The following is a 25,152-nucleotide window of genomic DNA, read 5'->3' on the forward strand; positions in this document are numbered from 1 at the left end:
CCGACGCCATGAAGCGCGCCGCCGCCCAGGCCGCGCTCGACCACGTCGCCCATGGCATGCGGCTCGGCCTCGGCACCGGTTCGACGGCCGCGCATTTCGTCGATCTTCTGGGCGCGCGGGTGCGCGAGGGGCTGGAGGTCGTCGGCGTGCCCACCTCGGAGCGCACGCGCCTGCAGGCGGAGGGGCTCGGCGTCAAGCTCACGACCCTCGACGAGACGCCGGAGCTGGACCTGACCATCGACGGCGCCGATGAGTTCGACTCCTCCCTGCGCCTGATCAAGGGCGGCGGCGGCGCGCTGCTGCGCGAGAAGATCGTCGCGGCCGCGTCCGGGCGCATGTTCGTCATCACGGATGCGACGAAGGAGGTGCAAACCCTCGGCGGCTTCCCCCTCCCGGTCGAAATCGACCGCTTCGGCGCGCGTTCGACACGGCTGCACATCGAACGCGTGGCGCGCGGCCTCGGGCTGATCGGAGCGATCACGCAAAGGATGAGCGCCCCGGACGCGCCCTATGTCACGGACGGCGGCCATTACATCCTGGATTGCGCCTTCGGCGCCATCGACGCGCCCGAGGCCCTGTCCGAGCGGCTCGCGGCCATTCCCGGCGTCGTGGACCATGGCCTTTTCATCGGCCTCGCGACGGCGATCTTCGTCGCCGGCGCCAGTGGGGTCCGGGTTCTCGGCGACGCGACGGGCGGCGCGGCATGAGCGACGACCAGTACGACCTCGTTGTCATCGGAGCCGGCTCGGGCGGGGTCCGCGCCGCGCGGATCGCGGCGAGCCACGGCGCGAGAGTCGCCATCGCCGAGGAATTCCGCGTCGGCGGCACCTGCGTCATTCGTGGCTGCGTGCCCAAGAAGCTCTATGTGCTGGCGAGCCGCTTCAGGGATGATTTCGAGGACGCGCGCGGCTTCGGCTGGCATGTCGGCGAGACGCGCTTCGACTGGCCGACCCTCGTCGCGGCCAAGGAAAAGGAGATCACCCGCCTCTCCGGCCTCTATGAGCAGACGCTCGGCAATTCAAAGGTGGAGATCATCCGCGCCCGCGCCACCATCGCCGGGCCAAACGCCGTGCATTTTGCGGACGGCCGCACGGTCGGCGCGCGCTACATCCTCATCGCCACGGGCGGCGCGCCCGTGCTCGCCCCGCATGTTCCGGGCCTCGAATGGGGGCTGTCCTCCAACGAGATTTTCGATCTTCCGAGCTTCCCGCAGCGCCTGCTGGTGGTCGGCGCGGGCTATATCGCGGTCGAATTCGCCAGCATTTTCGCGCGGTTGGGGTCGCAGGTCGCGCTTGCCTATCGCGCCGATCTGCCGCTGCGCGGCTTCGATGACGACCTGCGCAGCCGCGTCGCCGAGGCTCTCGCCCATGCGGGCGTCGTCCACCATGCGGGCGCCCTGCCGACGCGCATCGACAAAAGCGCGGGCGGCTACACGGCGGCCATGAGCGACGGCGAAACGCGCACGGTCGACGCCGTGCTGATCGCCACCGGCCGCCGGCCGCTCACCCAGAACCTCGGGCTGGAGCGCGCCGGCGTCGCCACCCGCGAGAATGGCGCGATCATTGTGGACGCCCAGTCGCGCACCAATGTCCCATCGATCTATGCGGTGGGCGACGTCACCGACCGCATCAATCTCACGCCGGTCGCCATCCGCGAGGGCCACGCCTTCGCCGACGCGGTTTTCGGCGGCCAGCCGACGACGGTCGCCTATGATTGCGTGGCGAGCGCCGTGTTCACCACGCCGGAGATCGGCACGATCGGGCTGACGGAGGCGGAGGCGCAGAAAACCTTCCCTGCCATAGACATTTACGAAACGAGCTTCCGCCCCATGCGCGCCACGCTCTCGGGCCGGACCGAGCGAGTCTATATGAAGCTTGTCGTCGACGGCGACAGCCAGCGCGTCCTCGGCGCCCATATTTTCGGGCCGGAGGCGGGCGAAATGGCCCAGCTTGTCGCCATTCCGATGCGCATGGGCGCGACCAAGCAGGATTTCGACGCCACAATGGCCGTGCATCCGACGGCGGCCGAGGAGCTCGTCACCATGCGCAGCCCCGCCCGCCGGCATCGACGCGAGGGCTGAGGCGCCAAAGCCCCCCCCCGCCCCTGCCCTGCCGATCCGCTGGCGCCCGCGGGGTGAGACACGGCAGCCAGCCGAAGGGGTCGCGCCGGGTCCATTTTTCCTCTATAAGCCCTCTCGCGCCAAAGCCGGCGCCGAGCCGCCCCCTGGGGCTGACTATTGCGGAGTGGGAAAGTGGAACGCTGGACGCCGGGCAGTTGGAGAACCTTGCCGATCGAGCAGACGCCGGTCTATCGCGACCAGAAGGCGCTGGCCGATGTGGAGACCCAGCTCGCCGGATTTCCGCCGCTGGTCTTCGCCGGCGAAGCCCGCAACCTGAAGCGCCAGCTCGCCGATGTGGCGGCCGGCAAGGCTTTCCTGCTTCAGGGCGGCGACTGCGCCGAAAGCTTCAACGAGCACTCCGCCGACAATATCCGCGATTTCTTCCGCGTTTTCCTGCAAATGGCGGTGGTTCTGACCTATGCGGCGGGCTCGCCCGTGGTCAAGGTCGGCCGCATCGCCGGCCAGTTCGCCAAGCCGCGCTCCTCGCCCGTCGAGAAGAAGGGCGATCAGGAGCTGCCGAGCTACCGCGGCGACATCATCAACGACATCGACTTCACGCTGGCCGCGCGCGAGCCCGACCCGCAGCGCCAGTTGCTGGCCTATCGCCAGTCGGCGGCGACGCTCAATCTGATCCGCGCCTTCGCGGCGGGCGGCTTCGCCAATCTGGAAAACGCCCATCGCTGGATGCTCGGCTTCGTCAAGAGCAGCCCGCAGTCGGAGCGCTACCAGAAGCTCGCCGACCAGATCACCCAGACCTTGAGCTTCATGCGGGCGATCGGGCTCGATCCCGAGCATCATCCCGAGCTTCGCCAGACGGAGTTCTATACGTCGCATGAGGCGCTGCTGCTCTGCTACGAGCAGGCGCTGACCCGCGTCGACTCGACCACCGGCGATTATTACGCGACCTCCGGCCATATGCTGTGGATCGGCGACCGCACGCGTCAGGAGACCGGCGCGCATGTGGAATACATGCGCGGCCTCAAGAATCCGATCGGCCTGAAATGCGGCCCGAGCCTCACGCCCGACGGGCTCATGCGCCTGATCGACGCGCTCGATCCGGAAAACGAGCCGGGCCGGCTGACCCTGATCTGCCGCTTCGGCGCCGACAAGATCGGCGACTCGCTGCCGGCGCTGGTGCGCGCGGTGCGGCGCGAAGGCCGCAACGTCGTCTGGTCCTGCGATCCGATGCATGGCAACACGATCAGCGCGGCCGGCTACAAGACGCGTCCCTTCGATCGCATCATGTCGGAGATTCGCGGCTTCTTCGGCGTGCATCAGGCGGAAGGCTCCTATGCCGGCGGCATCCATCTGGAGATGACCGGCAAGGACGTCACCGAATGCACCGGCGGCGCCCGCGCGATCTCGGAAGACAATCTGCGCGACCGTTACCACACCTATTGCGACCCGCGCCTCAACGCCGAGCAGGCCATCGAGGTGGCGTTCCTGGTGGCGGAATTGCTGAAGGCCGAGCGCGTCGCGCGCGGCGTTCCGGAGCAGCACGCGGCGGAATAAGGCGCGCGCTCGCGCCTCCGCCAAAACGCGGTCATTGCGAGGAGCATGGCGCTCCGCTCGCAATGACCGGCGCGTCGCCGACGGGCGAGGGCGGGAATGAGCGATCCATTCAAGCTGCAACGCTTTCTCGACGCGCAGAGCGGCGATTACGACCGCGCGCTCGCAGAGATTCGCGCCGGGCGCAAGGCGAGCCACTGGATCTGGTATGTCTTCCCGCAGATGAAGGGGCTGGGCTTCAGCCGCGCGAGTGAATTCTATGGCTTGTCGGGCGCGGACGAGGCCCGCGCCTGGCTCGCCCACCCCATTCTCGGCCCGCGATTGCGCGCCTGCGTCGAGGCCATGCTGGCGCATACGGGAAGCGCCGAAGACATTCTCGGCGGCCTCGACGCCCTGAAATTTCGCTCGTCGATGACCCTGTTCGCAGCTGCGGCGCCGGGCGACGACCTCTTCGAGACGGCGCTGCGGCGCTTCTTTACGGGCCCGGACGACAAGACGCTGGCGCTGCTCGCCCGAAAGGCTCAGAGCCCCTCGGGCTGAGAAGGCGGCGCAGGCGCCGCCTCGCAAGCCGAGCGCTCGTCAGCCTGCCGTATCCTCCACCTCGCGCACGGTCATGGCGTTGCCATGCCAGACGAAGTCGTCGAAGAGCAGCGCGTCGACGAACATCACCGGCAGCAGCAGATCGCGCATGAGAAGCGCGAAGGGCTTGCGCCAGTCGAGCGGGAAACCGCAGACGCGGGCAAGCCACAATTCGCCGCCGTGCATCGCGCCGGCGACGGCCGCGGCGGTGAGCGCGACGATGGTGGCGTCGCCGCCGAATTGCCGCGCCGCATAGGCGCCGAGCACCACCGCCACGAAGCTGCCGTTCATGAATTCGGGCGCGTAATGGGCCGGGAAGGTCACGCGCCGCAGGCGCGCCCAGCGCACGTGGCGCGAATAGACCTCATGCGCCGAACGCTGGCCGAGCGGCTGCTCGAAGGGCATGTCGACGAGCTTCACATTCATGTTCTGCGCGCGGATGATCTTGGTCGAGGCGGCGTCTTCGGCGATCTCGCAGCCCAGCGCGCGAATGCCGCCGGCGCGGTCGAGAACCTCGCGCCGCCACATCATGTTCTTGCCCTGCGCGAAGCCGATGCCGATGGCCTCGGCGCCATATTGCCAGCGCGCCTGGAAAGTGTTGAGGATGGCGCATTCGACCATCGCCCAGAAGCCGTCGGGCCGTGAGCCGATGGGCATGGAGACGGTCATCGCCGTATCGGGCTCGAAGGCCGCGAGCATGGTCTGAATGTAATCGCGCGGCGGCAGGGCGTTCGAATCCGCGAGAATCACATACTCATGGCGCGCCGCGTCCCAACCCTTGACGCAATTATTGAGCTTGGGATTGGCGCTCACATAATCGTCGCCGACGAGAAGCCGCGCCTCGCGCTGCGGATGGGCCGCGATCAGCCGCTCGACGAGCGGAATGATGGGGTCGCTCGGCGATTGCACGCAAAAGATGATCTCGTAATGCGGGTAATCCAGCTCGAAGGTGGCGCCGAGCGTCTCCTCCGAGAAGGCTTCGAGACCGCGCAGCGGACGCACGATGCTGACCGGCGGCGCGTCGGCCGGCGCCGGCATGTTGCGCGGCCGGGCGCGGCATTTGCGGCCCATCAGCCACATGCTGGCGAAATTCATGGCGAGGATGAAGGCGCACCAGGCGGCGCAGATGTAAGCAAGGATCATGGAGACTCAGACGCCGAAGGTTGTGGAATCGCGGCGAAGCCGCAGGGTCGCGACGGTCTGGCGCCCGTGGCGGCGCGCGACGCCGGGGCGCGGCAGGTTCAATATTCCGACTGACAGGGACGCCGGCACTTGGCAAAAGGGTTGCGGCGCGAGACTCTTCTCCCGGCGCGCATTCTGGCAAAACTCCTGACGAAGCTTGCTCATGACCTCTCCGATCGTTCGTTTCGCGCCATCGCCCACAGGCCGCATCCATATCGGCAATGCGCGGGTGGCGCTCATCAACTACCTCTTTGCGTCCGCGCACCATGGACGATTCATACTTCGGTTCGATGACACGGATTTCGCCCGGTCCAGCGAGGAAAACGCGGCCGCGATCGAGGTGGACCTGGCCTGGCTCGGCGTCACGCCCGACGCCGTTTTCCGGCAATCCGAGCGCGTCGCGCTCTATGAGGCGGCGGCGGCGAAGCTGCGCGCGGAGGGGCGCCTCTATCCCTGCTATGAGACGCCCGAGGAGCTGGAGAAGCGACGCAAGATGCAGCAGGCGCGCGGCCTGCCCCCGGTCTATGACCGCGCGGCGCTGCGCCTGACCGACGACGACCGCGCGCGGCTGGAGGCCGAGGGCCGGCGCCCGCACTGGCGCTTCCGGCTGGAGCCCGGCGTCGTCGAATGGGCGGATCTCATTCGCGGACCTGTGCATATCGATTGCGCGGCGCTCTCCGATCCGGTTCTGATCCGGGAGGACGGCAGCTTCCTCTACACCCTGCCCTCGGTCGCCGACGATATCGACATGAGGATCACCCATGTCATCCGCGGCGAGGATCACGTGACCAACACCGCCGTGCAGTTGCAGCTCTTCGCGGCGCTGGCGCCGCAGGCCGCGCCGCCCGTTTTCGCGCACCACAATCTGCTGATCGGCGCCGGCGGCGAGGGCCTGTCGAAGCGCACCGGTTCGCTCTCGATCGCCTCGCTGCGCGAAGAGGGCTATGAGGCGATGGCGGTCGCGGCGCTGGCGACGCTCACCGGCTCCTCCGACAATGTTCATGCGGTGCGCTCGCTCGCCGAACTCGGCGCGCAGTTCGACCTCTCGCACATTTCGCGCAATCCGGCGCGTTTCGATCCCGACGATCTCGAAACGCTCACCCATCGGACGCTGGCGCTGTTCAGCTACGAGGATGTGCGCGAGCGTCTCGCGGCGCTCGACGTGGTCGGCCACAAGGCCGAGCCGCTGTGGCGGGCGGCGCGCGGCAATCTCGCGCGTTTCGACGATATTCTGACTTGGTGGCGCGTGGTCGACGGGGAGATTGACGCCAATCGCGAGGACCCGGACTTTCTTGCGCAGGCCGCCCGGCTGCTGCCCGCGGAGCCCTGGGACGAGGCCACATGGTCGGCCTGGACAGGCGATCTGAAGACGGCGACGGGCCGCAAGGGCAAGGCGCTGTTCCACCCGCTGCGCCTCGCCCTCACCGGCGCCGACAGCGGGCCGGAACTCGCCGCGCTGCTGCCGTTGATCGGACGCCCGAAAGCGATGGCGCGGCTTGTCGGCTAACCCCGTCTCCCTTGGCGAGCTGACGCGCGTCTTTGGGCGCATCGCGCTTTTGAGCTTCGGCGGGCCCGCCGGCCAGATCGCGCTGATGCATCGGGTGCTGGTCGACGAGAAGAAGTGGATTCCCGAGCGGCGCTTCCTGCACGCGCTGAATTTCTGCATGCTTCTCCCCGGCCCCGAGGCGCAGCAGCTCGCGACCTATGTCGGCTGGCTCATGCATGGCGTGGCCGGCGGGCTCATCGCCGGCGGCCTCTTCATCCTGCCGGGCGTCGCGAGCGTCATGGCGCTCAGCCTCGCTTATGCGAGTTTTGGCGCGACGCCCGCGATGAACGGCGCCTTCTTCGGGCTCAAGGCGGGCGTGCTGGCGCTGGTGTTTTCGGCCATCTGGCGCCTCGGCAAGCGCGCCCTGAAGACGCCCGCGCAAAGACTGCTCGCCGGCGTGGCCTTCGGCGCGCTGTTTCTATTCGACGCGCCCTTTCCGCTCGTCGTGATCGGCGCGGGGCTCCTGGGGCTCGCCGGCGCGCGGCTCGGCCTGGCCCTTCCCGCGCATGGCCATGCGGCGGACGACGACGGCCTGGATCACGCTCACGCGGCGCCCGACGGGCGGCGCGCCCTGATCGCCGCCGGGACGCTGCTCGCGCTCTGGCTGCTTCCGGTCGCGGCGCTGGTTCTCGCCCGTGGACCGGAGGATGTTTACGCGCAAATCGCGGTGTTCTTCTCGAAAATGGCGGTCGTGACCTTCGGCGGCGCCTATGCGGCGCTGACCTATGTCGCGCAGCAGGCGGTCGAACGCTTCCACTGGCTCGCGCCGGGCGAAATGCTCGATGGCCTCGGCATGGCCGAGACGACGCCCGGCCCGCTGATCATGGTGCTGCAATTCGTGGGCTTCATGGCCGCCTGGCGCGAGGCGGGCGCGCTTCCGCCGCTGGTCGCGGGCGCGCTGGGCGGCCTGCTGGCGACCTATGTGACCTTCGCGCCCTGTTTCCTGTGGATTTTCGCGGGCGCGCCCTTCGTCGAGACGCTGCGGGAGAACAGGGCGCTCGCCGGCGCCCTGTTCGCCATCGCCGCCGCCGTGGTTGGCGTGATCGCCAATCTGGCGGTCTGGTTTGCGACGCATTTCCTGTTTGCGGCGCATTGGACGCCCGCGTTCCTGCGCGCCGAACTGCCCGATCTCTGGACGCTCGACGCCAGGGCGCTCACGCTGTCCATTCTGGCGGGCGCGCTCCTGCGGTTCGGAGTCGGGACCGCGCTCGTCGCGAGCGTGGCCGGCGGCCTGCTGTTGCGGCTGATCTGATCAGCCGCCGAGGACGGGCACGCCGAACAGATAGGGATGCAGCACGAGGATCAGCGCATAGACCGCCGTCCCGGCGCCGAGCGCGATGGCGTCGCCCTTCGTGAAGGCGTCGAGACGCGGCGCGCCGAGGTCGCCGCGACGCTTGACGGCGATGCGGTCATAGACAGCGAAGCCCAGAATCGAGCCGAACAGCAGCATGCCGCCGAGATCGCCATTCACCAGAAGATGCCCCGTCGCCCAGCTCTTCAACGCCACGAGCGTGGGATGGCGCAGCCAGCCCCGGATGCGCGACGGCGGCGCGCGCCGGCTGGCGATGGCGACAAAGGCGAACCAGACCAGAAGCATGGCGAGATGGCGGGTCCAGTGCGGCGGGTCCCAGACCGCGATCAGGCCCTCGGCGCGATAGCGGGAAAAGCCCCAGATGATCAGCAGGAGCCCGAGGACGGCGACGGTCGAATAGGCGAGCTTGTAGCTTCGCGCCCCATATTGCTCCATCAGCGCCGCGCGCGGGCCGCGCAGCGTCGAAAAGACATGGACGCCAAGGAAAAGCACAAGTCCGAGAATGAGAATGAGCATGCCGGTCTGACCCCTGCCGCGAGAATCGCCCCGAGCTGGAGCGTTGGAGCTCCTATAGCACGGGCGCAGGCCCGGGGCGGAAGCCGGGGGCGGTCTAGAAGCAGCGCACCTGCGCCTCGGCCTGGGCGCGGCGCAGCGTGTCCAGCACGTCGCGGGCGGCGCCGGTGTTGCGCATCATGGAGCCGATCTGCCCGGCCTGCTGGTTGACGCTCGCCACCGTCTCGGCGGCGATATAGGACTCATAGGGCAAAATGCTCGCGATCACGTCGATGGAGCAGGCGCAGTGATCGAGCGCCAGTCTTGTGTCGCCATTGGCCTTCATGCAGCCGAACACATAATCGGCGCGGGCGGCGGTCGGGTAGTCGTTGAGCTCCGCCGCCGCGGCCGGGGCGGCGGTCAGCAGCAGCGCGGCGATCAGGCGGCGCATAGGGCTCCCTTTCGAGAAAGAAATTTTGCCGCCAGTCTATCGTCTGATCCCGCCAAGGTGAACCGCCCCCCTTGAAGCCGCGCGGTCCGGCCGCACAATTATCGACAGACCGCCGGAAACCCCGGAGAGCTCAGATGCGCCGCGCTCTCGCAGCCTTGTGCATGATCGTCCTGTTCGCCGCCGCCCCGCCCGCCGAGGCGCGAGGGGACCTGCGTCGCCTCGCGAACGCCTGCATCGTGAAGGCCGGCCCCGACCTGATGTATTTCACCGCCTATCTCCCGGCCGAGTCCCACCGCAGGTTCTGCGGCGACATCCCCGCCACCGGGGCGGCGATTTTCGTTCTGGATTACGGCCAGCCCGAAATGCGCGAGATGTCGGCGGACTTCCGGATCATCCGCGACCCGGGCGGGCGGGACGAGGACGACGAGGCGGACGCCGCCAGACTGCAGGCGGAGACGGTCGCCTATCTGCCGCCGAGGCGCTATCCCGCCGGAACGCTGAGCTTCCAGCATATCTTCCCGGTAGCCGGGGATTTCGTCGGCATCGTCACGCTCGACGGCCCCAACGGCGAACATTGGGTGTCGCGCTTCCCCTTCTCCGTCGGGCGCATCTACTCGGTTCGGGCGCCCTGGCTCCTGCTCGCGGCCGCCGCCGCGCTGGCGCTCATGCTTCTCCTGTGGGGCAAGGACGAGAGCGCCAAAGGAAAGTGACCGCAGGCGGGCCGCGAGAGTGTCATTCAGTCGTTACCTTTGGCACCTATCCAATCGGTCGGCGTCGGCGGCGTTTCTTCGCTCGGACGCCGAAGAACGCCGGGCCGGAGGTACGCCCGGCGTTTTTTTTCAAGCGGGGCGGGCGGTGACGCCAAAGCGAGAATCTCGCAAAGCCAGAGCCAAAATTTTATTGTTATTATAAGGCCTTGCGTAGTCGGACAGGAATGCTCATTGTGCGCCCCCGGAGGGGCCGATGAACGGTTTTGTCTGGAGATTTGCAGGCTTTGAATACAGCCCGCACGGGGGGCTTCGGAAAGATGGGGTCCATATCCCGGTAGGGCCTCAGGCCCGCCAGCTTTTGGAGCTGCTGCTCGAATCAAGGGGCGCGGTCGTCTCCAAGGCGGAGATCGGGGAGCGTCTCTGGCCCGGTCGGCCGCCTTCCGACGACTCGATCGACCGCTGCGCCTATCTCCTGCGCAAACCCCTCAGAGAGGCCGGCTTCGGCGATCTCATCGCGACGGCCTATGGCAGAGGCCTGTCCCTGCGCGCCAGGGTGGAGGTGGTCGATCCCGCAGCGGAGGACAGCCGCCTCGCGAGAAGCGAGATTGACAACCGCGTCCTCGAACTCTGGCAAACGGCCTATGAGCTCGCCGGCAGACTGACCCGCGACGGCTTCGCCCGCGCGCAGGAGGCGGTTCAGGCGGCTGGCGCGCGGGACGATTCGTCTCCGGCGATCTGGTCGCTCTCCGCCGATATCGCCGCGAGCCGCGTCACCTTCGGATATCTGAGGCCCGCCGACGCCGCGCAGATGATCGAGCGCGACGCGGGTCGCGCGCTGACGCTGTCACCGGATTTTCCCGCGGCCCTGTCTGTCCTCGGCTGGGCGCGGGCGACGCTGCATGCGCGCCCGGAAGACGGCCTGGAGATGCTCGACCGGGCGGTCGCGAAAGATCCCTCTTACGGAAAGGCGCGCGCGCATCGCAGCTGGGCCCTCGCGCGGCTCTCCCGGCTCGACGAGGCGATCGAAGAGATGGAGACCGCGTTATGCGCCGAACCCCATCACCGGTGGCTTCTGTCGATGCGCGCCTGGCTGGCTTTCTGCGCGGGCGACATCGACGGGAGTGCGAAGCGCGCCGAGGACGGCCTCGCGATCAGGCCCGACGCGGCGGGGCTGCACAGCATTTCCGCCTTGTCGGCGAGCCTCTCCGACCGACACGCCGAGGCCGAAGGCAACGCCCGCCGCGGCCTGTCCATGATCCCCGGGCACCCGATTCTGCTGGCGGTGCTCGCCTATGTGCTCGCGAGGGCCGGGCGTTTGGAGGAAGCGGATGCGACGCTGACGGCCGCCTGCCTGGACGACGGCGTCGCGCCTCCGTCCAGCTTCCACGCGGGAGCGCAGCTTGCGCTGGGCCGGAAAGAGGAGGCGGTTGCGACGCTGCGCCAGGGCGCGGCGGACGGCTGCCCATGGTTGGCCTTCGCGCCCTACGATCCTCAGCTCGAGCCGGTGCGGGGCGAGATCGACGGTCTCTCGCGAGGGACCGGAGCGGCCGGTTGAAATTGCGGGGTTATGGCCTTAATCCCCCTGTCTGAAACGCGGAACAGCCGCGACAGCAGGGGAATTGATATATGATTGGTCGTCTGAACCACGTCGCCATCGCGGTCGCAAGCGTCGAAAAGGCGTCGGCTGTCTATCGCGGCGCGCTGGGCGCGAAAGTTTCCGAGCCGGAGTCGCTCTCCGAGCATGGCGTGACGGTCGTCTTTGTCGAGCTTCCCAACACGAAGATCGAGCTTCTCGAGCCTTATGGGGACGACTCGCCCATCGCCGGTTTCGTGGCCAAGAATCCTTCGGGCGGCATTCACCATGTGTGTTACGAGGTCGACGACATCATCGCGGCGCGCGACCAGTTGACCTCGACCGGCGCGCGCGTTCTCGGCGACGGCGAGCCCAGGATCGGCGCCCATGGCAAGCCGGTGCTCTTCCTGCACCCCAAGGACTTCTGCGGCACCCTCGTCGAACTGGAACAGGCCTGACCCATGCCCTTCCCGCTCCCGCTCGCCCTGGCGATTTATGTGACCATCTGGTGGATCGTGCTCTTCGCCGTTTTGCCGCTCGGGGTTCGCTCGGCCGAGGAGGCGGGCGAGGAGCGGCCGGAAGGGACCGATCCGGGCGCTCCGGTGGCGCCGCAGCTCGGCCGGAAGGCGGCGCTGACCACGGTGATCGCCGCGGTGATCTTCGGCTTCGTGGCTCTGGGCGCCAATTATATCGCGAGATGATCGAATCCGGTCTGGCCGGGGGTTGACCGCCCCGGCGGGGATGGGTAGTTGAACGCGATCCGCATCCGCGGCCGAGGCGAACGGACCGACCCGCCCGCCTGAGCCGCGCATCGACAGACGCGGGCTGGATCGAGCGCGTAGCTCAGTCGGTAGAGCATCTGACTTTTAATCAGGGGGTCCTGGGTTCGAGTCCCAGCGCGCTCACCAACTGAAATCAAGGACTTCGTGGAGTTACTCGGAAGCCACTCTTTCCGAGCGGACCCATAGCCGACCCGCCGGGGAAATGGCGGGCCTGCTTCACAGTTCCCGGCATGCCCTTGTCCGCAGAATGACCGACGAGAAGAGCAGCGCAAGGGTGGGCTCGTTTTCAACGGTCGCCGTCATATCCATATTCATTCGTCGGAGCGTTGCCGTTCGACTGGCCGTAATACGGCTGGGTATAGCCGTAATCGTATCCATAAGCCTGGTTTAGAGCTGTGCCGACGACGCTGCCGACAGCCATCCCTTGTGCCGGGCCAACATCAGAAGCCGAGGCGGGCGTCGCAGACATACTCAAGACAAGAGCCGTGGCGAGGGCTGAGGCCATCATAAATTCGCGGATGTTAGTCATGACGTTCCCAAAAGCTGATCTTCTTCGTCGATGAGAGGAGGCTACACGTGGCCGTGGGGGCTGCATGTGCGCAGCAGCACAAGAAAGGGGGCGCGCGCCGACTTTCGTCACCCTCGCACCTACGGTATCGAGCCACGTTGGGGCTGGCGGCGGCACCCAGACGTGTGAATGGCTCCCCGAGCAGGACTCGAACCTACGACCTGGCGATTAACAGTCGCGTGCTCTACCAGCTGAGCTATCGGGAAATGTCGGCCGCAGGGCTATACAAGGTGCGCTTTTTTCTGCCAGGCCAGGCGCAGGATTGAGAGCGGCGCCGTGAAATTGGACTCGGCTAGCCGTCTGCGCGCCCGCCGCGCGCCCATTGCCGGAACCGGCTAAAATGGCCACCTCCACCAACATCGCAAAGCGCGGGGCAGCGACGAGGCCGGGACCCGGTGTGGCAGCCATTGCGCGATAAACGGCGACTTTTGGCATCTCGGAAAAAGGGAGTTTGCGTTGATAGAGAAATTGACGACCTTCTTTTCGCCGTTCGCGGCCCGCCGCAACGCTCCCTCTCCGCGCGCTCGACACGCACCTGCTGAAGAAATGCCCCTGAATGAGACACGCTCGTCAAGTGAAGTCGGCCCTGCTTATGGCCGCGTTTCTTTTGTGTTCAGGGTTCAGCCTCTTCGAGACCGTGCAAGTAGGAAATACGTTCGCCCCCCAGCCTGCCACGTCCGTCGAGCTAAATCGCTATCTCGGCCGCTGGTATGAACTCGGTAGCTACCCGGCTCCCTTTCAGGAGGGCTGCTCGGCCACTCATGCTGATTACAGCCTGAATACAGATGGAAGTATCCGAGTGCTCAATTCCTGCAGGAAGGGCGGGCTGAGCGGCAAGGAAGAAATCGCAGAGGGCCGGGCGGAGGTCGTTGGCGGCAGCAATAATACAAAGCTCAGGGTTTCGTTCTTTTGCCCCTTCTATGGAGACTATTGGGTTCTGGATCATGCCCCGGATTACAGCTGGTCCATCGTGGGCGAGCCTTCCGGCCGGTATCTTTGGCTCCTTTCGAGGTCTGCCCATCCTTCCAAGTCGACGCTGAAGCGTATTGAGGGGCGAGCCAGGGAAATGGGCTACGATATGAAACTATTGAGATGGACTGAGCAGCCTTAACCAGCAAAAGGCCGCCAGTTGATCTGGCGGCCTTCATCTCCTGCTGCGCCTTGCTGCTGGAGGGGAGATGGCGCAGCGGGCCCCCAGCTCCCCGAGATCAATCAGCCCTGCGGGGGCTGCTCTACAAGCGGGTTACGAACAGGTCTGTGCGCAGGCGCACTGCATCGTTTGTCAAAAATAGACCTTGGCGCGCATCTCGAGGAATGTCGGATGGGAGCCGCCTTCGTACGTCGACTGCGGGTTGAGGTTGAACGGCGACTTCAATGATAGCACGTGGGTGGCGTTGAACTGGAAAGCGACGCCATTGTCCGGATACCAGTTGACGCCGCCCGTCACATTCTGCTGGTAGCCGCCGTAAATGCCAGAATTTGCGATCGCGTTCTGCAGAAGCGTCGCATTGGCGATCTGCGCTGGCGTACCCGGCAAAGGTCCGAACAAGCCGAAACCATTGTTCGCGACGAACAGGGCGTTGTTGACAGCGGTTCCTCCGGAGAATGGCCCGTTATTCAGGTTGAGAACGCTCCAGCGACCTACCAGACCCCAGGCGCCCCATCCGCCCCTGGAGAAGGGGTCCTTGATTTTCAACTGTGCGAAGGTGACGCCGTTCCTGTCCTTCATGTCGTAGGACTGGGCTTTTTCTTCGCCAGTAATCCACCACTCGCCCTGGACATAGCCGCCGCTCGCCACGTAGCGCGAATTGCCAGGCGACAGATATAGCCCCTGGGCAGGCGAGGTCGTGCCCGCTTGGTTCAACTGAGCCAGCGCAAACTGAGCGGCCGCGGCCGTGTTGCGGTTGTAGTTCGCGACCAGCCACTCCCCCTGGACAAAGAGATTGCCGTAGGAAAGGGCGGCTTCGAGGTCGAGCTTCTCGATGTTATTTATACACTTGCCGGCGGCGTTATACTGATTCCAAACGATCCCAGCGGTTTGGAAAACAGCTGGCTGGGGGAAGCGACCGCACGAAAGATCCGGGGTTCCAAGGAAATTCGTTCCGAGTACGTTGGCTTCAGACCCGAGGCGGTTGCCGGGCGCAGAATTGCGATCATCGCTATAGGCCGTGGCGCTATTCGGCTGATGGTAACTCCCAGCCACGCCGATATGAACAAGCCGGTGCTCGTCCAAGATCGGCGCCCAGGTCACGCGGCCGGTCGTTTCCCAATATGCCCCGCCGCCCCAAGGTTGATACCAGTTGGCGTTTCTCACTCCGTATCCGTTATAGGCCGGCACATTGACGCCGTAGTTGCCCGAAGAGGTGTTGACCGGGCGTACGTTGTTATCCTGGAAGCTCAGCGAGTAAATGCCGAAGTGAGCGGTCCACGCGTCTTTACCGATCAAGCCAAAAGCGGCGCCGATGTGGCGAGCAGGCGCGATCGCCTCAACAGCCTGTGGGCGTTCGATCAAGTCCCGGAATTTTGAAGAATTTATAGCCTCTAAACTGAAAGACTCCCATTGGCTGCCGATCTTGAAATATACCGGTTCGGCGAGCCACGGCGCGGACAGACGCGGGTCTTGCAGGCCAAGGTAAGCGTCACGCCATCCCTGCCAGAGAAAATTACGGTCAGTCACGTAGTTTCTCGTCCAGAAGGCCAGGCCTGTCAGCGTGTTTGCGTTCGGCAGATTTGTATTCCAGGGCTGGAACGTGGCGCCGGCGAAATCAAACTGCATCTTGTAGAACCACGGCCTCATCTGGCCCTCAACCTCCAGTCGCGCTTGGCCAAAGCCGACATTGCCCTGCCAGCCGTTCCCTGGTGATCCAATGGTCCCCCCGCCATCTACGAACAGACGGCCGCCGATCTTGAATGCGAAAGACTTGTCCTCGGTCTCGACCAGAAGCCCACTCTTCAAGCTGACGAAGACCGGCGGCGGCGGTGGTGGCGCGTTCGGATCGCCCCGGCCCTTCACCACGGCGGCGTTCGCGATATTAGTGGCCGCATGCGCGGTGTTGGAGGCGGCGGCGGCCTGCTCGCGGGCCTGCTTCGCTTCCTTGCGCAGCTTGGCGATCTCAGCTTCCAACGCGCGCAGCCGGGCGTCGATGGAGTTCACATCTGTCGCATTCGCGGCAAACGACGCCAAAACCGCGCAAAGGCTAATAGCTGAAGCTGATCGCTTTTTGATCATTCATGCGCCTTCCAGAATCGAGCCGAGATCATCTGTCACGTAACCGTCATAGTCGGATCGATTGCGGCAAAACGGGGATTTGTACGGGGTATGGAAATAAATAGGAAACACATAAGCGCGCACGGGCGCCGCGCCTTTCCAGGCGCCAACCGGGATGGCTATGTGTTCGCCTTGGCAAACAGGTCCATTACATCTCGCGCCGGTCGCTGATCCCTTCTGGACGCGCCTAAACACCCCGCCTCTAACTCGCCGAAACCCTCCGGTAACAAAAGAAGGCCGTCGGACTAGCTAACGGCCTCTTTCCCGTGCTGCGTCTTGCCGCCACGGAGATGGCGCGCCAGGCGCCCCAGCCCCCTGAGATCAATCATCGTAACCGTAATGATGGTGGCGATAGCGGTAGCCGTAGACGGGGTAGGCATAGCCGTAATCATAACCATAGTACGGCTGGCTAGCGGCGGCCCCCACCATCGCGCCGACTGCCATGCCCGCAACCGCCGCGGGAGCGGTAATAATAGCCGCCAGCCAAAGCCGGAACTGCTCTGTTGATGAGAGGAACCTACAGGGGGCAAGGCGACCCGAATGTGCGCGCAAGCTCCGCAATGCGTTGTGCATTCACGTCATAGGACAAATCCAATGGCTTCGACATTGCGCAACCGGAATTGGCGAGAAGCTCGTTGCCGATGTTGGACGAACCTTGCGCCATCTGTGTATTGGAGCCGAGCAGCGCCTGCATCTCAGGCGTCAATGTCTGCGTTGCCCGGTATCCTCCAGGAAAGCTCGGGTCAGCAACATAGTTCAGAGACCCATATGGGGTGCTCTGATTGACCATGTTCATTTTCTGCTGCTGCTGAGCCGCCTGGGTATTGGCCTGAGACTGCGCCGCGCCAAGGGAATTGGCCATCATCATCGACTGCATGGGATTCGGGCTTGCGAGCTGTTCACGGACGCCTCCCCGGATCGCGGCTGAGGAATTCATGGCCGGCAGGACGCCGCTGCACACCCCCAGCTTTTCTACGAGGGCGCTACGAATAAATTCGCTCTGGCTGACGTGCGCGGCTCCGGCCGCCTCACGAATGGCGTCAGAGAACCCGCGGGGCGCTCGGATGCGGACGACCCCGACGAATCGAACTCGGCTTCTGCCTTCAATCCTGGATCGGTCTGCCTTCAGCATAGCTTCACCGTGAACTCGCCGGGCGGGCGCACTACAACGCTATTGCGGCGTCTGCGGAATTTGCTGAACTTGCGTATTCTCGAAAGTGACAGGCACGACCAAGCGCGGAGCCTAGCCTGCTTCTTGGCAAGACCTTCCTTGAACTTTAATGGACCCAAGGCATACCCTTGGCGCGACTTCATTACCCACTGCTAAGCTCGGATTGGAAATGATCAGACTTTTCCTGGTTGTGATGCTTATGCTTGGAGCCGGCCTCACAAGCTTGGCCAGTCCCGCTCCCCAACCAAAAACTCAGGTGGTTGTCTTCGAAAGCCCGCCCTTTGTCATGAAATCCGAGCAAGGCTACACAGGCTTAGCCATAGAGCTTTGGGAAGAGAGCGCCAAAAAGATCGGTCTCACTTACGAGTACCATGAAGCGCGGACATTCCCCGAATTCCTCAACGCTATCGCCGTTGGAAAGGCTGACGTCGGCGTCACTGAACTGACGATCAGCGGCGAACGAATGGAGAAAATGGATTTCTCGCAGCCGTGGTTTGATGCCGGGCTGCAAATAATGATGCACAAGCCGCCGGGTAACGGGGTTGTCCAAATTTTTGAGCAGCTCTATGAGAGCGGCTTCCTGAAGTCTTACCTTTTCATCGGCATTGGCGTCTTGGTCGCGTCCGTGCTTCTAACCGCGGTCGACCGTCGTTTCGATCCCGACTTTCCAAGAGAATGGAAGAAGGGGCTCGCCGAAAGCTTTTATCACGTCGTATCCATTGTCACTACGTCATCGACAAACCATAAGCAGATTTTCGGGAGTTTTGGGCGCGTAATCTCCGCGATCTGGCTCGTGGTGGGCGTCGGAATTACAGCATTTATCACCTCGTCTGTGACCAGCATAATGACCGTCAACTCAATGGAGCGGCGAATCTGGCGGTTTGAGAAAAGCCACATCCAGGACCTCCCTGACCTGAAAGGGAGGAAAGTGGGGGCTATGGCGGAAAGCGTCGCCAGCATGTACGTTACTCAGGCCAACCTCCCAGGGCAAAATTTTAGCACGCTCGAAGACATGGTAGCGGCGTTGGTTAACAACCAAGTTGATGCGATCGTGGCTGATGAACCGTCCTTGACCTATTACATGCATAAGCATCCGGAGACGCCGGTCGCTCCGGTAGGAAAGATCATCAAGCATGAGAAATACGGCTTCGGCTTGAAGCTGGGAAGCCCGCTTCGAGTGAAGCTTTCGAAGGAAGTTATGGAATCCTGGGAAACGGGCCGCATCCAGGAGCTAAGGAAGAAATACTTCGGAGAATGAGTCTGGATGTGTAAGCATCAGCAGCCTGGTCATTAGAATGGAAGGCGACGGGGATAGCGTTGCAGATCGCGGAGAAGAAGGCGCGCGCATCTATCTTAATGTTGCGATGCGCCGCCAGTCTTTGCGTTTGGAGAAGAGGTTTCTCGCCTTTGTGGCGTCGGCGCTCTGAAGCTTAGGCCTTGTCTGCGAACGCGGCCGCCACTGATCTCTTCACGGGCTGGTTGGACGACACCACGGCGGAACGCAACCTCCTCACCTTCGTGTTCCTTTCGCCCGTTGCCCCAAGCCTGATAAGCGACGGGGCTGATCGAGCCCGCCGACTCGTGGCGGAATTTCGGGCTGACTTTAATCGCCACCCGAACGACCCGGCGATCAACGCGCTCCTCGATCGCCTTGTCGGGGAAAGCTCCCTCCTCGCGTCCCATTGGCGCAACCAGGATGTCCTAGGTCGCGAAGGAGGCGAACGATGCTTCACCCACCCTCGGCGCGGTGAATTGCATTTTCAGCAAGCCACCCTCCTGGCGGCGCGAGTCGACGAAACGGCTCGGCTCCTTCCGGGTCTCTGGATACTTCATGGCTTGACCCCTGCACGATGGAAGTAGTCGAGAATCATGTCGCTAGAGCGGTCGCCGCCGAGGTATTTCTTCTGCGCCCTCTTATTGCCGTCGAGCAACATCAGCTGGCCGGGCGGCTCACCTGCCAGGGACCGCCGGCAATCCTGCGTCCGACAAGAAAAGTCTGACACCATGTCTGGACCGTTGACTCGGACCGTCCCGCAAGTTCGGCGGCAACGGGCAGGCTGATCGCTTCCCGCCTGTCATACGGGACCAAAACCTTCGGCTCATCGAGCATAGTCACACTCTCCCCGCCGTCGGGGCGCAATCATCGCAGCGCCAGACCTCGCGCCGGTTGCCCTCTGGCCACGCCAGCCGCGCGAGACGCCCACAGGAACACCAGCGGTCGGTTACGCCCTCGCGCAGCGCCTTCCGAGCCTGTCGACAATGTCCCGGATACTCGCTCCGCTCACTTTCATGGCGCGCATCGTGTCGGTGCTGTCGTCAACGGCGATCTCACCCACTACCTACTTGCCATCAACAAGCCGGGCCTCGAAGGGCGCGGCGTCTTCGCCCCAGAAACCGCGCGCCTTGGTGTATTACACCTTGAACCGCGTCCCCTCGTTGGCGTCATAATCTCTTGGGCGCTTGAGTGAGATTTCCTCCTGGCCAGCGCGCCGGGAGGCTGGAAATGCTCTTGCGCCGCATGGGCGCTGACGACGTGACCGTCGACGGCTTTCGCAGCGCCTTTCGTGACTGGGCGGGCTACGAAACTGGCCGCGTTGAGCGGATGGGGCCGCGCAGAGGACCGTAGGAAGCGTGTCGAGGCGGGGTTCGACCACCATTTTGTCAAGCCGATAGATTTGACGGCTTTGGAGAGGGTCTTGGCGGCGCCGCGCGAGAACAGGATGGCCGCATAAGGCCGACTTTGAGCTTATGCGGAAACGTCAAGTCGGCGCGCCCGGGCGGCAACCGGCGGAGCAAGCCGGCCTTCATGGCTCTTGGATTGCCAAGCCCTTCCCACTGCGCTGATTCAGGGCGCGCGCCTCAGCCCCACGATACAGTCCCTTCGACGAAGCATTCTCTCGGAAACCGCATTCAGAGACGAAAAATGAAAATCGACTGCACATGCGCAACGCGAACCCATGGCGATCGCCCGGGCTGCATTTCCTCAATTAAAATCGCATGCCAAGACCCGTAACTGGGCCATGAATCACCTGATTCACGCCATTTTCGCGGCCCTCGATATATTTTGCAAAATCCATCCCCAAGGCGCGATAGCCGACAAGCGCGGTGAAATGCGTGTCGCTATAGTCGAAATCGGCGCTGTAGCCCCCGTAAAACTGCCAGCTGAATTTGCTGCCCGCCCCGAAGCCGCCAATGTCGGCGCGCGCCTCGAATTTGCTGCCCTGCGCGAAACTGTGACGCATGCGCAGGCCGATGACAGGGTCCATCCACCACAGCGTCCCCGAGCTGAGCACGCTTTTGCCATCGACGATCGACACGCCCAGAAGCGGCGCGGTCGCGGCCGCGATCACGTCGGCGTCGAGATGGGCGCTCATATTAACGTAGCGCAGGCCCGTATAGGCGTCGATCGCGGTGAAGGAGTCCGGCGCGCTCGCGAGCTTCCAACGTGCAAGCTCATAGCCGAAACCTGCTTCGCCAATGGCGAAAGTGGACTTCAATCGGCCGCTGACGCTCGCCGAGACCGAGAGATCGGCGACCGGCGAGCGCAGCGAGAGCGCGGAGCCGCCAAAACGGATCTGCGCCCAGACAAGATCGCCATAGGCCCAGAACGGTCCGTTCTCCGCTTCCGCCCGACCCATGAAGGCGAGCGGGAAACTCGAACTGCGGGTGAGCGCGTCGATGAATGTCCCATTGACGTCCACTGTCTCGCCGCGCAGCGCCATTGTCCCATTGAGGTTGAGCGTCCAGAGATAGGGCATCGCCATGAACTTCCAGTCCTCGAAGCGCGGGCGTTCGACGGGCGCGAATTTCGGCGACGCGAAGAGCGGCGTCGCCGCCGAACCCGCTGTCTCCGGACTGCTGAAATCAAATCGGTAGTTGAGGCCCGCGCGAAGAATATGGCCGTTGTAGCGCGTATGCGCAGAGGTCGCGTCGGCGACAATGGTCGCCTGGGTTACAAGATTGTCATGATGCAGAGAGGGATTGGAGAGCCAGAGTTGACCGAGATCGTAATAGAGATATTCGAGCTTGCCGGAGAGATTACGCGTCAGCGCCATTTCGGCGCCGCCGCCGACCGTCCACCCGGTGAGGATGCCGAAATGGTCGCCGCGCACCGTGTCCGACAGCAGCAGACCGGGACTGAGATTCTGAGATACGCCGCCCGACAAATTGGCGCCGCCATAGGCCAGACCACCTGTCACATAAGCCATAAGGGTCGGCGTAACCGCATAGCCGAGCCGACCGCGCGCGGCGCCGAGAAATTCGAGATCGCGGTCAAGCTTCATGCTCGTCGCCGCCGCGCCATCGCGTTGCGCGGGATAGACCGTATTCTGGCCGCGGCCGCCGCGAACGCCGAGGCCCTGAACATCCGCCTCGACGCCCACGATCAGACGATCGGCGAACTGCCAATTGTAGCCAAGTTGCCCGCCGAAAAAGAATCCATCGAGCCGCGCGGCGACGGTTCCCGTCGCCCCCGCCGCCGAGGCCGCGCCGAATTTCAGGGTCGATGAATCATAGAGATTGACGGTCGAAATCGTGATTGGATCACTCGCCGTCCACGCGTATCCCCCATTGAAGCCCACGTAGAGGCCCGTCCAGGTGAAGGCCGGAGGCGGCGATGCAGGTTGATTACGAGAAGGAAGGTCTGCGGCGCCCGCCGGCGGAATCGCCGCGATCGCCAAAGCAGCCGCCAGACATGCGCGCGTCGTCATCGGTAAAAGATCAAGCCCTTGAATTGATAAGCCGCCTGTCATCTCTACAGATCGACTCTTGTTATGGTCCAGTCGACGGTAGGGATATGCGGCAATTCACGCCCATCATCCACGCCGATTTCCTTTTTGACGATCGCCTCAAGCTTACCGTTCATGGTCATGAGCAGATCGGAGTTCGCCTTCCGGTCGGCCGCCACGTTCTTCACCTCGCGGGGATCAGTTTGGAGATCGAAAAGCTCGACATCGTTCCAGTCGAAAAGCTCGTCGAGCGTCTTCGGACTATTGTGATCGAGAGGGGCAAAATAGCGCGAAAATTTGTAGCGTCCGTCGAAGACGGTGCGCAGGCTCCCACGCTTCTTCATGTTGGGCGCGTATCCGGCTTTCAAAAGCTCGACCACCGGCTTTTTACCGGCAATTTTTGCCTCCGCATTGATGCGGTACACCTCGTGGTCGTTCGTTCCGAGGCCGCTATAGGTGAAGAGTACGCTCTCGCGCACCTCGTGCATTTTAGCGGCGCGTGGATTCGACAGCGCCAGGGATATGTCAACTCCAGGCAACTGGCGTCCCGCGAACTCTGCACGCTTCCCGGCTTCGACGCCGGCCATCGACAGAAGCGAGGGCGCAAGATCGATGTGGCTTGTCAGTGCTCGGCAATCCTGCCCGCCCGCCACGTCCGGGTGGACGATGTAGAGCGGCAGATGGATCGCCTCTTCGTAGGCGAAAGGCCCTTTGCCGCGCAGACCGTGGGCCCCGGCGGCCTCGCCGTGATCCGAGGTGAAGATGATAATCGTATTATCGGAGAGCCCGAGGGCGTCCAACTCGTTCAAGACGACGCTGAGTTGCGAATCGACGCTGCGAATGCAGTTGATATAATAATCTGTAAACCGGCGCCAACGGTCCTTTTCCGGCGGAATGTGGCCCAGGACATAATCCCACACATTCGAAAATTCGCCATGCGCTCCAGGGCGGCTGGGCGCATCGAGTGGCTCATTCAGAGTTTCCGGCAAAGGGACGTTCCAACTCGCCTTGTAGAGAGGGTGATTGGGCGCGCGCGCAGCGTGCATCATTAGAAATCCGCCATCCTGAACGGACTGGCCGGGCGCGTCCGTGTCGAAATACATCACGTCGTGCGGATTGACGAGGCTGACAGTCAAAGCCCAAGGCTTTCCCTCATCCGACAGCGGCTGTCCATGCCTGCGAAGCCATGTGACAGCGCTGCCTGAAATGAGATGATCGAAGTGGTAGCCGCCCAGCGTGTGCCCAATAATGTCACCGGGTCCATAGAAATCCGAGAACCCGTATTTGTCCATCTCATGCGTGAATAGGCGATCTGGCTCCTCGGCGTCGATCTTGCGGTTAAGATGCCATTTGCCTTTGTAGGCCGAGTAATAGCCCGCTTTGCGAAGCATGTGACCGTAGGTCGGAATGTGCGGCGAGAGGCTGCCTATATAGGGTACGTCGACGTTTTCAAACATGCCGTTGTTCGGCGTCGTGAGGCCGGTCATCATCACGCTTCGCGACGATGTGCACATGGTGGCGGGGCAATAATGATTGTGGAAGGCGACGCCACGCCTTTGGAGAGCCTCATGGGCCGGGAGCGAGAGGCCCTGTGGCCATTTAGAAAAATAGCGTTCCTGATCTGTGAAGATGAAGAGGATATTAGGCCGCTTGGAGCGCGGGCGATGAACCGCCGGCGCCGATAATTTCTGCTTTTGCGCCGCTTCCCCGACCGCCGGCGCCAATGCTGCGGCAAGCATGCCGGTTGCGGAAGAAAGCAGATCTCGCCGTGTCGGCATTGGGGACTCCGTCGGGTCTAGAAGTCGGGCTCGGCAAGCCGAGGGGGGCTGAGCCCGCCAGCGCCGCCCGACATGGTCTGTTTTCGCCCCTTTCTACCTCTCGAAAGCGCTAAGGTATTGCCATTTCGCGCCAAAACTGTTCGATTCGAGGCGAAGGCGAGGCGCCCCCCGAGCAAACCTCCGCCGGGATCGGCGCAAATCTACCTAATAATCAATCAGATATCCGGATCTCAACATGTCCCATGGCTCTCCGGTTCGGGCAAGCATTCTTCACATGCTCCCGCAAATCTTTGATCAACGGGAGGGCCCCCTTGCGGTCGCCTATCAAAGGGCTGGCCTTGACCGCTCGTTAAACGACGGAATCATCACTCGCGCGCAGGCGTTGGCGGTATTCAACTATTCAGCGAGGCTGCTCGGCGTTGACGCCTTTTCGCTCACATGCGCTTCTGCAGCCGATCCTGGGCGCTTGGGCCTGCTTGGTTTGGCCATGACGTCTGGCTTGACGCTACGACAATGCATCCAGAATTTGTCGCGGGCGTTACCCGCGTTTGAGGCGGGCGCGACGACCGTTTTATCCGTCCGAGGAGACGAAGCGTTCTTGCGTCACCATCTCGCTGGCGGCGATCCCAACGCTGCAGGATTTTTATACGAGGGGGTCGCTGCCTTTCTTGTCCAGAGCATCCGAGGGCTGATGGGGCCTGGGTGGTCGCCGACTCTGGTTCAATTTCCCCATCGCCCACCCTCGAAGGTGCGGCCATTCGAAGAATTTTTCTGCGCGCCAGTGGTATTCGGCGCTCCAAACGGCGCAGCCATCTGCTTTCCAGCAGCTGAGCTAGACAAACGCGTCAGCTCCTTTCAGTCCGGCAATGGGTTGAGGTGGGAAAGTGTTCAAATTGCCGCCCAGGAAATCAACTCCTTCGAGTTGCGCGGAGAGCGCCTTATCGACTCCTGTGAAAAAATCATTGACGGCATGATGATGAGTGGCAAGGTTTCGTTGCCTGCAGCCGCACGTACGTTGGGTCTCTCGGTCAGAAGCATGCAGCGCCGTCTATCTGCGCTAGAGACAAGCTTCGAGGATTTGACGGAACGACGCCGGCGCCAGCGGGCGGTCGAACTTCTTGCCGATTCTAACTTGAGGATTGCCGATGTTGCCCTCGCGCTCGGCTATTCGGACACCGCCCATTTTATACGCGCGTTCAGGAGGTGGTATGGGAAACCGCCAGCTGCATTTTTCTCACGAGGCTAACCTAGGCTCAGGACTCATTGATTGAGATAGAAGGCGACGGCTGCTGCGATGCAGATGGCCGAGAAGAAGGCGTGGGCGCATCTGTCGTAGCGTGTGGCGATGCGCCGCCAGTCCTTGAGTTTGGCGAAGAGGTTCTCGA

Annotated in this window: 23 protein-coding genes, 2 tRNA genes and 1 pseudogene; 15 read left to right on the forward strand and 11 right to left on the reverse strand. The window is 63.5% G+C overall.

The features are described from left to right. Window positions 1-8: 8 nt before the first annotated feature. The 4 genes from rpiA (at window position 9) to ACR652_RS09565 (ending at window position 4,168) form a co-directional block, all read left to right on the forward strand. Window positions 9-707 carry a ribose-5-phosphate isomerase RpiA gene (rpiA, locus tag ACR652_RS09550; protein WP_434506303.1) on the forward strand — a complete coding sequence of 233 codons (699 nt, stop codon included), beginning with the start codon at window positions 9-11 and terminating at the stop codon, window positions 705-707. Continuing rightward, on the forward strand, window positions 704-2,080 hold the full coding sequence (gene gor / locus ACR652_RS09555; protein WP_434506276.1) for a glutathione-disulfide reductase: 1,377 nt from the start codon (window positions 704-706) through the stop codon (window positions 2,078-2,080). The genes rpiA and gor overlap by 4 nt, the downstream gene beginning before the upstream one ends. 171 nt (window positions 2,081-2,251) lie before the next feature. Next, window positions 2,252-3,631: a class II 3-deoxy-7-phosphoheptulonate synthase gene (locus tag ACR652_RS09560; RefSeq protein ID WP_434506277.1), complete on the forward strand. Its 1,380-nt coding sequence runs from the start codon at window positions 2,252-2,254 to the stop codon at window positions 3,629-3,631. Window positions 3,632-3,727: 96 nt separating this feature from the next. Beyond that, window positions 3,728-4,168, forward strand: a complete 441-nt coding sequence (locus ACR652_RS09565) for a DUF1810 domain-containing protein (RefSeq protein ID WP_434506278.1) — start codon at window positions 3,728-3,730, stop codon at window positions 4,166-4,168. A gap of 39 nt (window positions 4,169-4,207) precedes the next feature. Here the strand turns inward: ACR652_RS09565 and ACR652_RS09570 are convergent, their stop codons facing one another. Beyond that, complete coding sequence (locus ACR652_RS09570; RefSeq protein WP_434506279.1) at window positions 4,208-5,350, reverse strand: ceramide glucosyltransferase; 1,143 nt, start codon at window positions 5,348-5,350, stop codon at window positions 4,208-4,210. A gap of 6 nt (window positions 5,351-5,356) precedes the next feature. After that, window positions 5,357-5,554: a hypothetical protein gene (locus ACR652_RS09575; protein ID WP_434506280.1), complete on the reverse strand. Its 198-nt coding sequence runs from the start codon at window positions 5,552-5,554 to the stop codon at window positions 5,357-5,359. Between ACR652_RS09575 and gltX the strand changes: the two genes are divergently transcribed. Next, window positions 5,553-6,896, forward strand: a complete 1,344-nt coding sequence (gene gltX, locus ACR652_RS09580) for a glutamate--tRNA ligase (protein WP_434506281.1) — start codon at window positions 5,553-5,555, stop codon at window positions 6,894-6,896. The two genes, ACR652_RS09575 and gltX, sit on opposite strands and share 2 nt — an antisense overlap. Next, a complete protein-coding gene (chrA, locus tag ACR652_RS09585) occupies window positions 6,886-8,187 on the forward strand; it encodes a chromate efflux transporter (RefSeq protein ID WP_434506282.1) in 1,302 nt (433 codons plus the stop codon). Before gltX ends, chrA begins: the two co-directional genes overlap by 11 nt. Here the strand turns inward: chrA and ACR652_RS09590 are convergent, their stop codons facing one another. After that, window positions 8,188-8,763, reverse strand: a complete 576-nt coding sequence (locus ACR652_RS09590; protein WP_434506283.1) for an NnrU family protein — start codon at window positions 8,761-8,763, stop codon at window positions 8,188-8,190. A gap of 94 nt (window positions 8,764-8,857) precedes the next feature. Then, window positions 8,858-9,190 (reverse strand): hypothetical protein, encoded by a 333-nt coding sequence (locus ACR652_RS09595; RefSeq protein WP_434506284.1) that lies wholly within the window; start codon window positions 9,188-9,190, stop codon window positions 8,858-8,860. Window positions 9,191-9,324: 134 nt separating this feature from the next. Between ACR652_RS09595 and ACR652_RS09600 the strand changes: the two genes are divergently transcribed. The 5 genes from ACR652_RS09600 to ACR652_RS09620 all read left to right on the forward strand — a co-directional run bounded on the left by ACR652_RS09600 (window position 9,325) and on the right by ACR652_RS09620 (window position 12,381). Beyond that, window positions 9,325-9,900, forward strand: a complete 576-nt coding sequence (locus tag ACR652_RS09600) for a hypothetical protein (RefSeq protein ID WP_434506285.1) — start codon at window positions 9,325-9,327, stop codon at window positions 9,898-9,900. Between the two features lie 253 nt (window positions 9,901-10,153). After that, entirely contained in the window at window positions 10,154-11,455 is a 1,302-nt protein-coding gene (locus ACR652_RS09605; RefSeq protein ID WP_434506286.1) for a winged helix-turn-helix domain-containing protein, read from the forward strand. Between the two features lie 71 nt (window positions 11,456-11,526). Beyond that, the gene (gene mce, locus ACR652_RS09610; RefSeq protein WP_434506287.1) at window positions 11,527-11,931 is read left to right on the forward strand and encodes a methylmalonyl-CoA epimerase; all 405 of its coding nucleotides are present in this window, start codon (window positions 11,527-11,529) and stop codon (window positions 11,929-11,931) included. A 3-nt stretch (window positions 11,932-11,934) separates the two neighbouring features. Next, a complete protein-coding gene (locus ACR652_RS09615; RefSeq protein ID WP_434506288.1) occupies window positions 11,935-12,174 on the forward strand; it encodes a DUF1467 family protein in 240 nt (79 codons plus the stop codon). A 131-nt stretch (window positions 12,175-12,305) separates the two neighbouring features. Next, window positions 12,306-12,381: transfer RNA gene (locus ACR652_RS09620), tRNA-Lys, on the forward strand. Window positions 12,382-12,541: 160 nt separating this feature from the next. On the opposite strand, the gene ACR652_RS09625 is transcribed toward ACR652_RS09620, so the two are convergent. Both ACR652_RS09625 and ACR652_RS09630 read right to left on the reverse strand, forming a co-directional pair. After that, complete coding sequence (locus ACR652_RS09625) at window positions 12,542-12,784, reverse strand: hypothetical protein (RefSeq protein ID WP_434506289.1); 243 nt, start codon at window positions 12,782-12,784, stop codon at window positions 12,542-12,544. Between the two features lie 169 nt (window positions 12,785-12,953). Beyond that, window positions 12,954-13,029, reverse strand: a tRNA-Asn gene (locus ACR652_RS09630). Window positions 13,030-13,415: 386 nt separating this feature from the next. Here ACR652_RS09630 and ACR652_RS09635 point away from each other — a divergent pair. After that, a complete protein-coding gene (locus ACR652_RS09635; protein ID WP_434506290.1) occupies window positions 13,416-13,934 on the forward strand; it encodes a lipocalin family protein in 519 nt (172 codons plus the stop codon). Window positions 13,935-14,105: 171 nt separating this feature from the next. On the opposite strand, the gene ACR652_RS09640 is transcribed toward ACR652_RS09635, so the two are convergent. Beyond that, window positions 14,106-16,052: an OprO/OprP family phosphate-selective porin gene (locus ACR652_RS09640; RefSeq protein ID WP_434506291.1), complete on the reverse strand. Its 1,947-nt coding sequence runs from the start codon at window positions 16,050-16,052 to the stop codon at window positions 14,106-14,108. Window positions 16,053-16,608: 556 nt separating this feature from the next. Next, a complete protein-coding gene (locus ACR652_RS09645; protein ID WP_434506292.1) occupies window positions 16,609-17,223 on the reverse strand; it encodes a hypothetical protein in 615 nt (204 codons plus the stop codon). A 208-nt stretch (window positions 17,224-17,431) separates the two neighbouring features. Between ACR652_RS09645 and ACR652_RS09650 the strand changes: the two genes are divergently transcribed. Then, window positions 17,432-18,520, forward strand: coding sequence for a transporter substrate-binding domain-containing protein (locus ACR652_RS09650; RefSeq protein ID WP_434506293.1), 1,089 nt, complete (start codon window positions 17,432-17,434; stop codon window positions 18,518-18,520). 179 nt (window positions 18,521-18,699) lie between these two features. Continuing rightward, the gene (locus ACR652_RS09655; protein WP_434506294.1) at window positions 18,700-19,122 is read left to right on the forward strand and encodes a hypothetical protein; all 423 of its coding nucleotides are present in this window, start codon (window positions 18,700-18,702) and stop codon (window positions 19,120-19,122) included. Window positions 19,123-20,249: 1,127 nt separating this feature from the next. On the opposite strand, the gene ACR652_RS09660 is transcribed toward ACR652_RS09655, so the two are convergent. Both ACR652_RS09660 and ACR652_RS09665 read right to left on the reverse strand, forming a co-directional pair. Further along, a complete protein-coding gene (locus ACR652_RS09660; RefSeq protein WP_434506295.1) occupies window positions 20,250-21,971 on the reverse strand; it encodes an outer membrane protein in 1,722 nt (573 codons plus the stop codon). Between the two features lie 44 nt (window positions 21,972-22,015). Next, the gene (locus ACR652_RS09665) at window positions 22,016-23,767 is read right to left on the reverse strand and encodes a sulfatase-like hydrolase/transferase (RefSeq protein WP_434506296.1); all 1,752 of its coding nucleotides are present in this window, start codon (window positions 23,765-23,767) and stop codon (window positions 22,016-22,018) included. 274 nt (window positions 23,768-24,041) lie between these two features. Here ACR652_RS09665 and ACR652_RS09670 point away from each other — a divergent pair, with 274 nt between their 5' ends. Beyond that, the gene (locus tag ACR652_RS09670; RefSeq protein WP_434506297.1) at window positions 24,042-25,013 is read left to right on the forward strand and encodes an AraC family transcriptional regulator ligand-binding domain-containing protein; all 972 of its coding nucleotides are present in this window, start codon (window positions 24,042-24,044) and stop codon (window positions 25,011-25,013) included. Window positions 25,014-25,027: 14 nt separating this feature from the next. Here ACR652_RS09670 and ACR652_RS09675 read toward each other — a convergent pair. Next, window positions 25,028-25,152, reverse strand: a pseudogene (locus tag ACR652_RS09675) (IS5/IS1182 family transposase); the annotation flags it as partial.

The organism is Methylocystis sp., assembly GCF_051061225.1.
Taxonomy (GTDB): Bacteria; Pseudomonadota; Alphaproteobacteria; order Rhizobiales; family Beijerinckiaceae; genus Methylocystis.

Coding starts and splice junctions, on each gene's coding strand:
- rpiA (WP_434506303.1), top strand. CDS start 9: ATGAAGCGCGCCGCCGCCCAGGCCGCGCTCGACCACGTCGCCCATGGC.
- gor (WP_434506276.1), top strand. CDS start 704: ATGAGCGACGACCAGTACGACCTCGTTGTCATCGGAGCCGGCTCGGGC.
- ACR652_RS09565 (WP_434506278.1), top strand. CDS start 3,728: ATGAGCGATCCATTCAAGCTGCAACGCTTTCTCGACGCGCAGAGCGGC.
- ACR652_RS09570 (WP_434506279.1), bottom strand. CDS start 5,350: ATGATCCTTGCTTACATCTGCGCCGCCTGGTGCGCCTTCATCCTCGCC.
- gltX (WP_434506281.1), top strand. CDS start 5,553: ATGACCTCTCCGATCGTTCGTTTCGCGCCATCGCCCACAGGCCGCATC.
- ACR652_RS09575 (WP_434506280.1), bottom strand. CDS start 5,554: ATGAGCAAGCTTCGTCAGGAGTTTTGCCAGAATGCGCGCCGGGAGAAG.
- ACR652_RS09590 (WP_434506283.1), bottom strand. CDS start 8,763: ATGCTCATTCTCATTCTCGGACTTGTGCTTTTCCTTGGCGTCCATGTC.
- ACR652_RS09595 (WP_434506284.1), bottom strand. CDS start 9,190: ATGCGCCGCCTGATCGCCGCGCTGCTGCTGACCGCCGCCCCGGCCGCG.
- ACR652_RS09600 (WP_434506285.1), top strand. CDS start 9,325: ATGCGCCGCGCTCTCGCAGCCTTGTGCATGATCGTCCTGTTCGCCGCC.
- ACR652_RS09605 (WP_434506286.1), top strand. CDS start 10,154: ATGAACGGTTTTGTCTGGAGATTTGCAGGCTTTGAATACAGCCCGCAC.
- mce (WP_434506287.1), top strand. CDS start 11,527: ATGATTGGTCGTCTGAACCACGTCGCCATCGCGGTCGCAAGCGTCGAA.
- ACR652_RS09615 (WP_434506288.1), top strand. CDS start 11,935: ATGCCCTTCCCGCTCCCGCTCGCCCTGGCGATTTATGTGACCATCTGG.
- ACR652_RS09625 (WP_434506289.1), bottom strand. CDS start 12,784: ATGACTAACATCCGCGAATTTATGATGGCCTCAGCCCTCGCCACGGCT.
- ACR652_RS09635 (WP_434506290.1), top strand. CDS start 13,416: ATGGCCGCGTTTCTTTTGTGTTCAGGGTTCAGCCTCTTCGAGACCGTG.
- ACR652_RS09640 (WP_434506291.1), bottom strand. CDS start 16,052: ATGATCAAAAAGCGATCAGCTTCAGCTATTAGCCTTTGCGCGGTTTTG.
- ACR652_RS09645 (WP_434506292.1), bottom strand. CDS start 17,223: ATGCTGAAGGCAGACCGATCCAGGATTGAAGGCAGAAGCCGAGTTCGA.
- ACR652_RS09650 (WP_434506293.1), top strand. CDS start 17,432: ATGATCAGACTTTTCCTGGTTGTGATGCTTATGCTTGGAGCCGGCCTC.
- ACR652_RS09660 (WP_434506295.1), bottom strand. CDS start 21,971: ATGACGACGCGCGCATGTCTGGCGGCTGCTTTGGCGATCGCGGCGATT.
- ACR652_RS09665 (WP_434506296.1), bottom strand. CDS start 23,767: ATGCCGACACGGCGAGATCTGCTTTCTTCCGCAACCGGCATGCTTGCC.
- ACR652_RS09670 (WP_434506297.1), top strand. CDS start 24,042: ATGCTCCCGCAAATCTTTGATCAACGGGAGGGCCCCCTTGCGGTCGCC.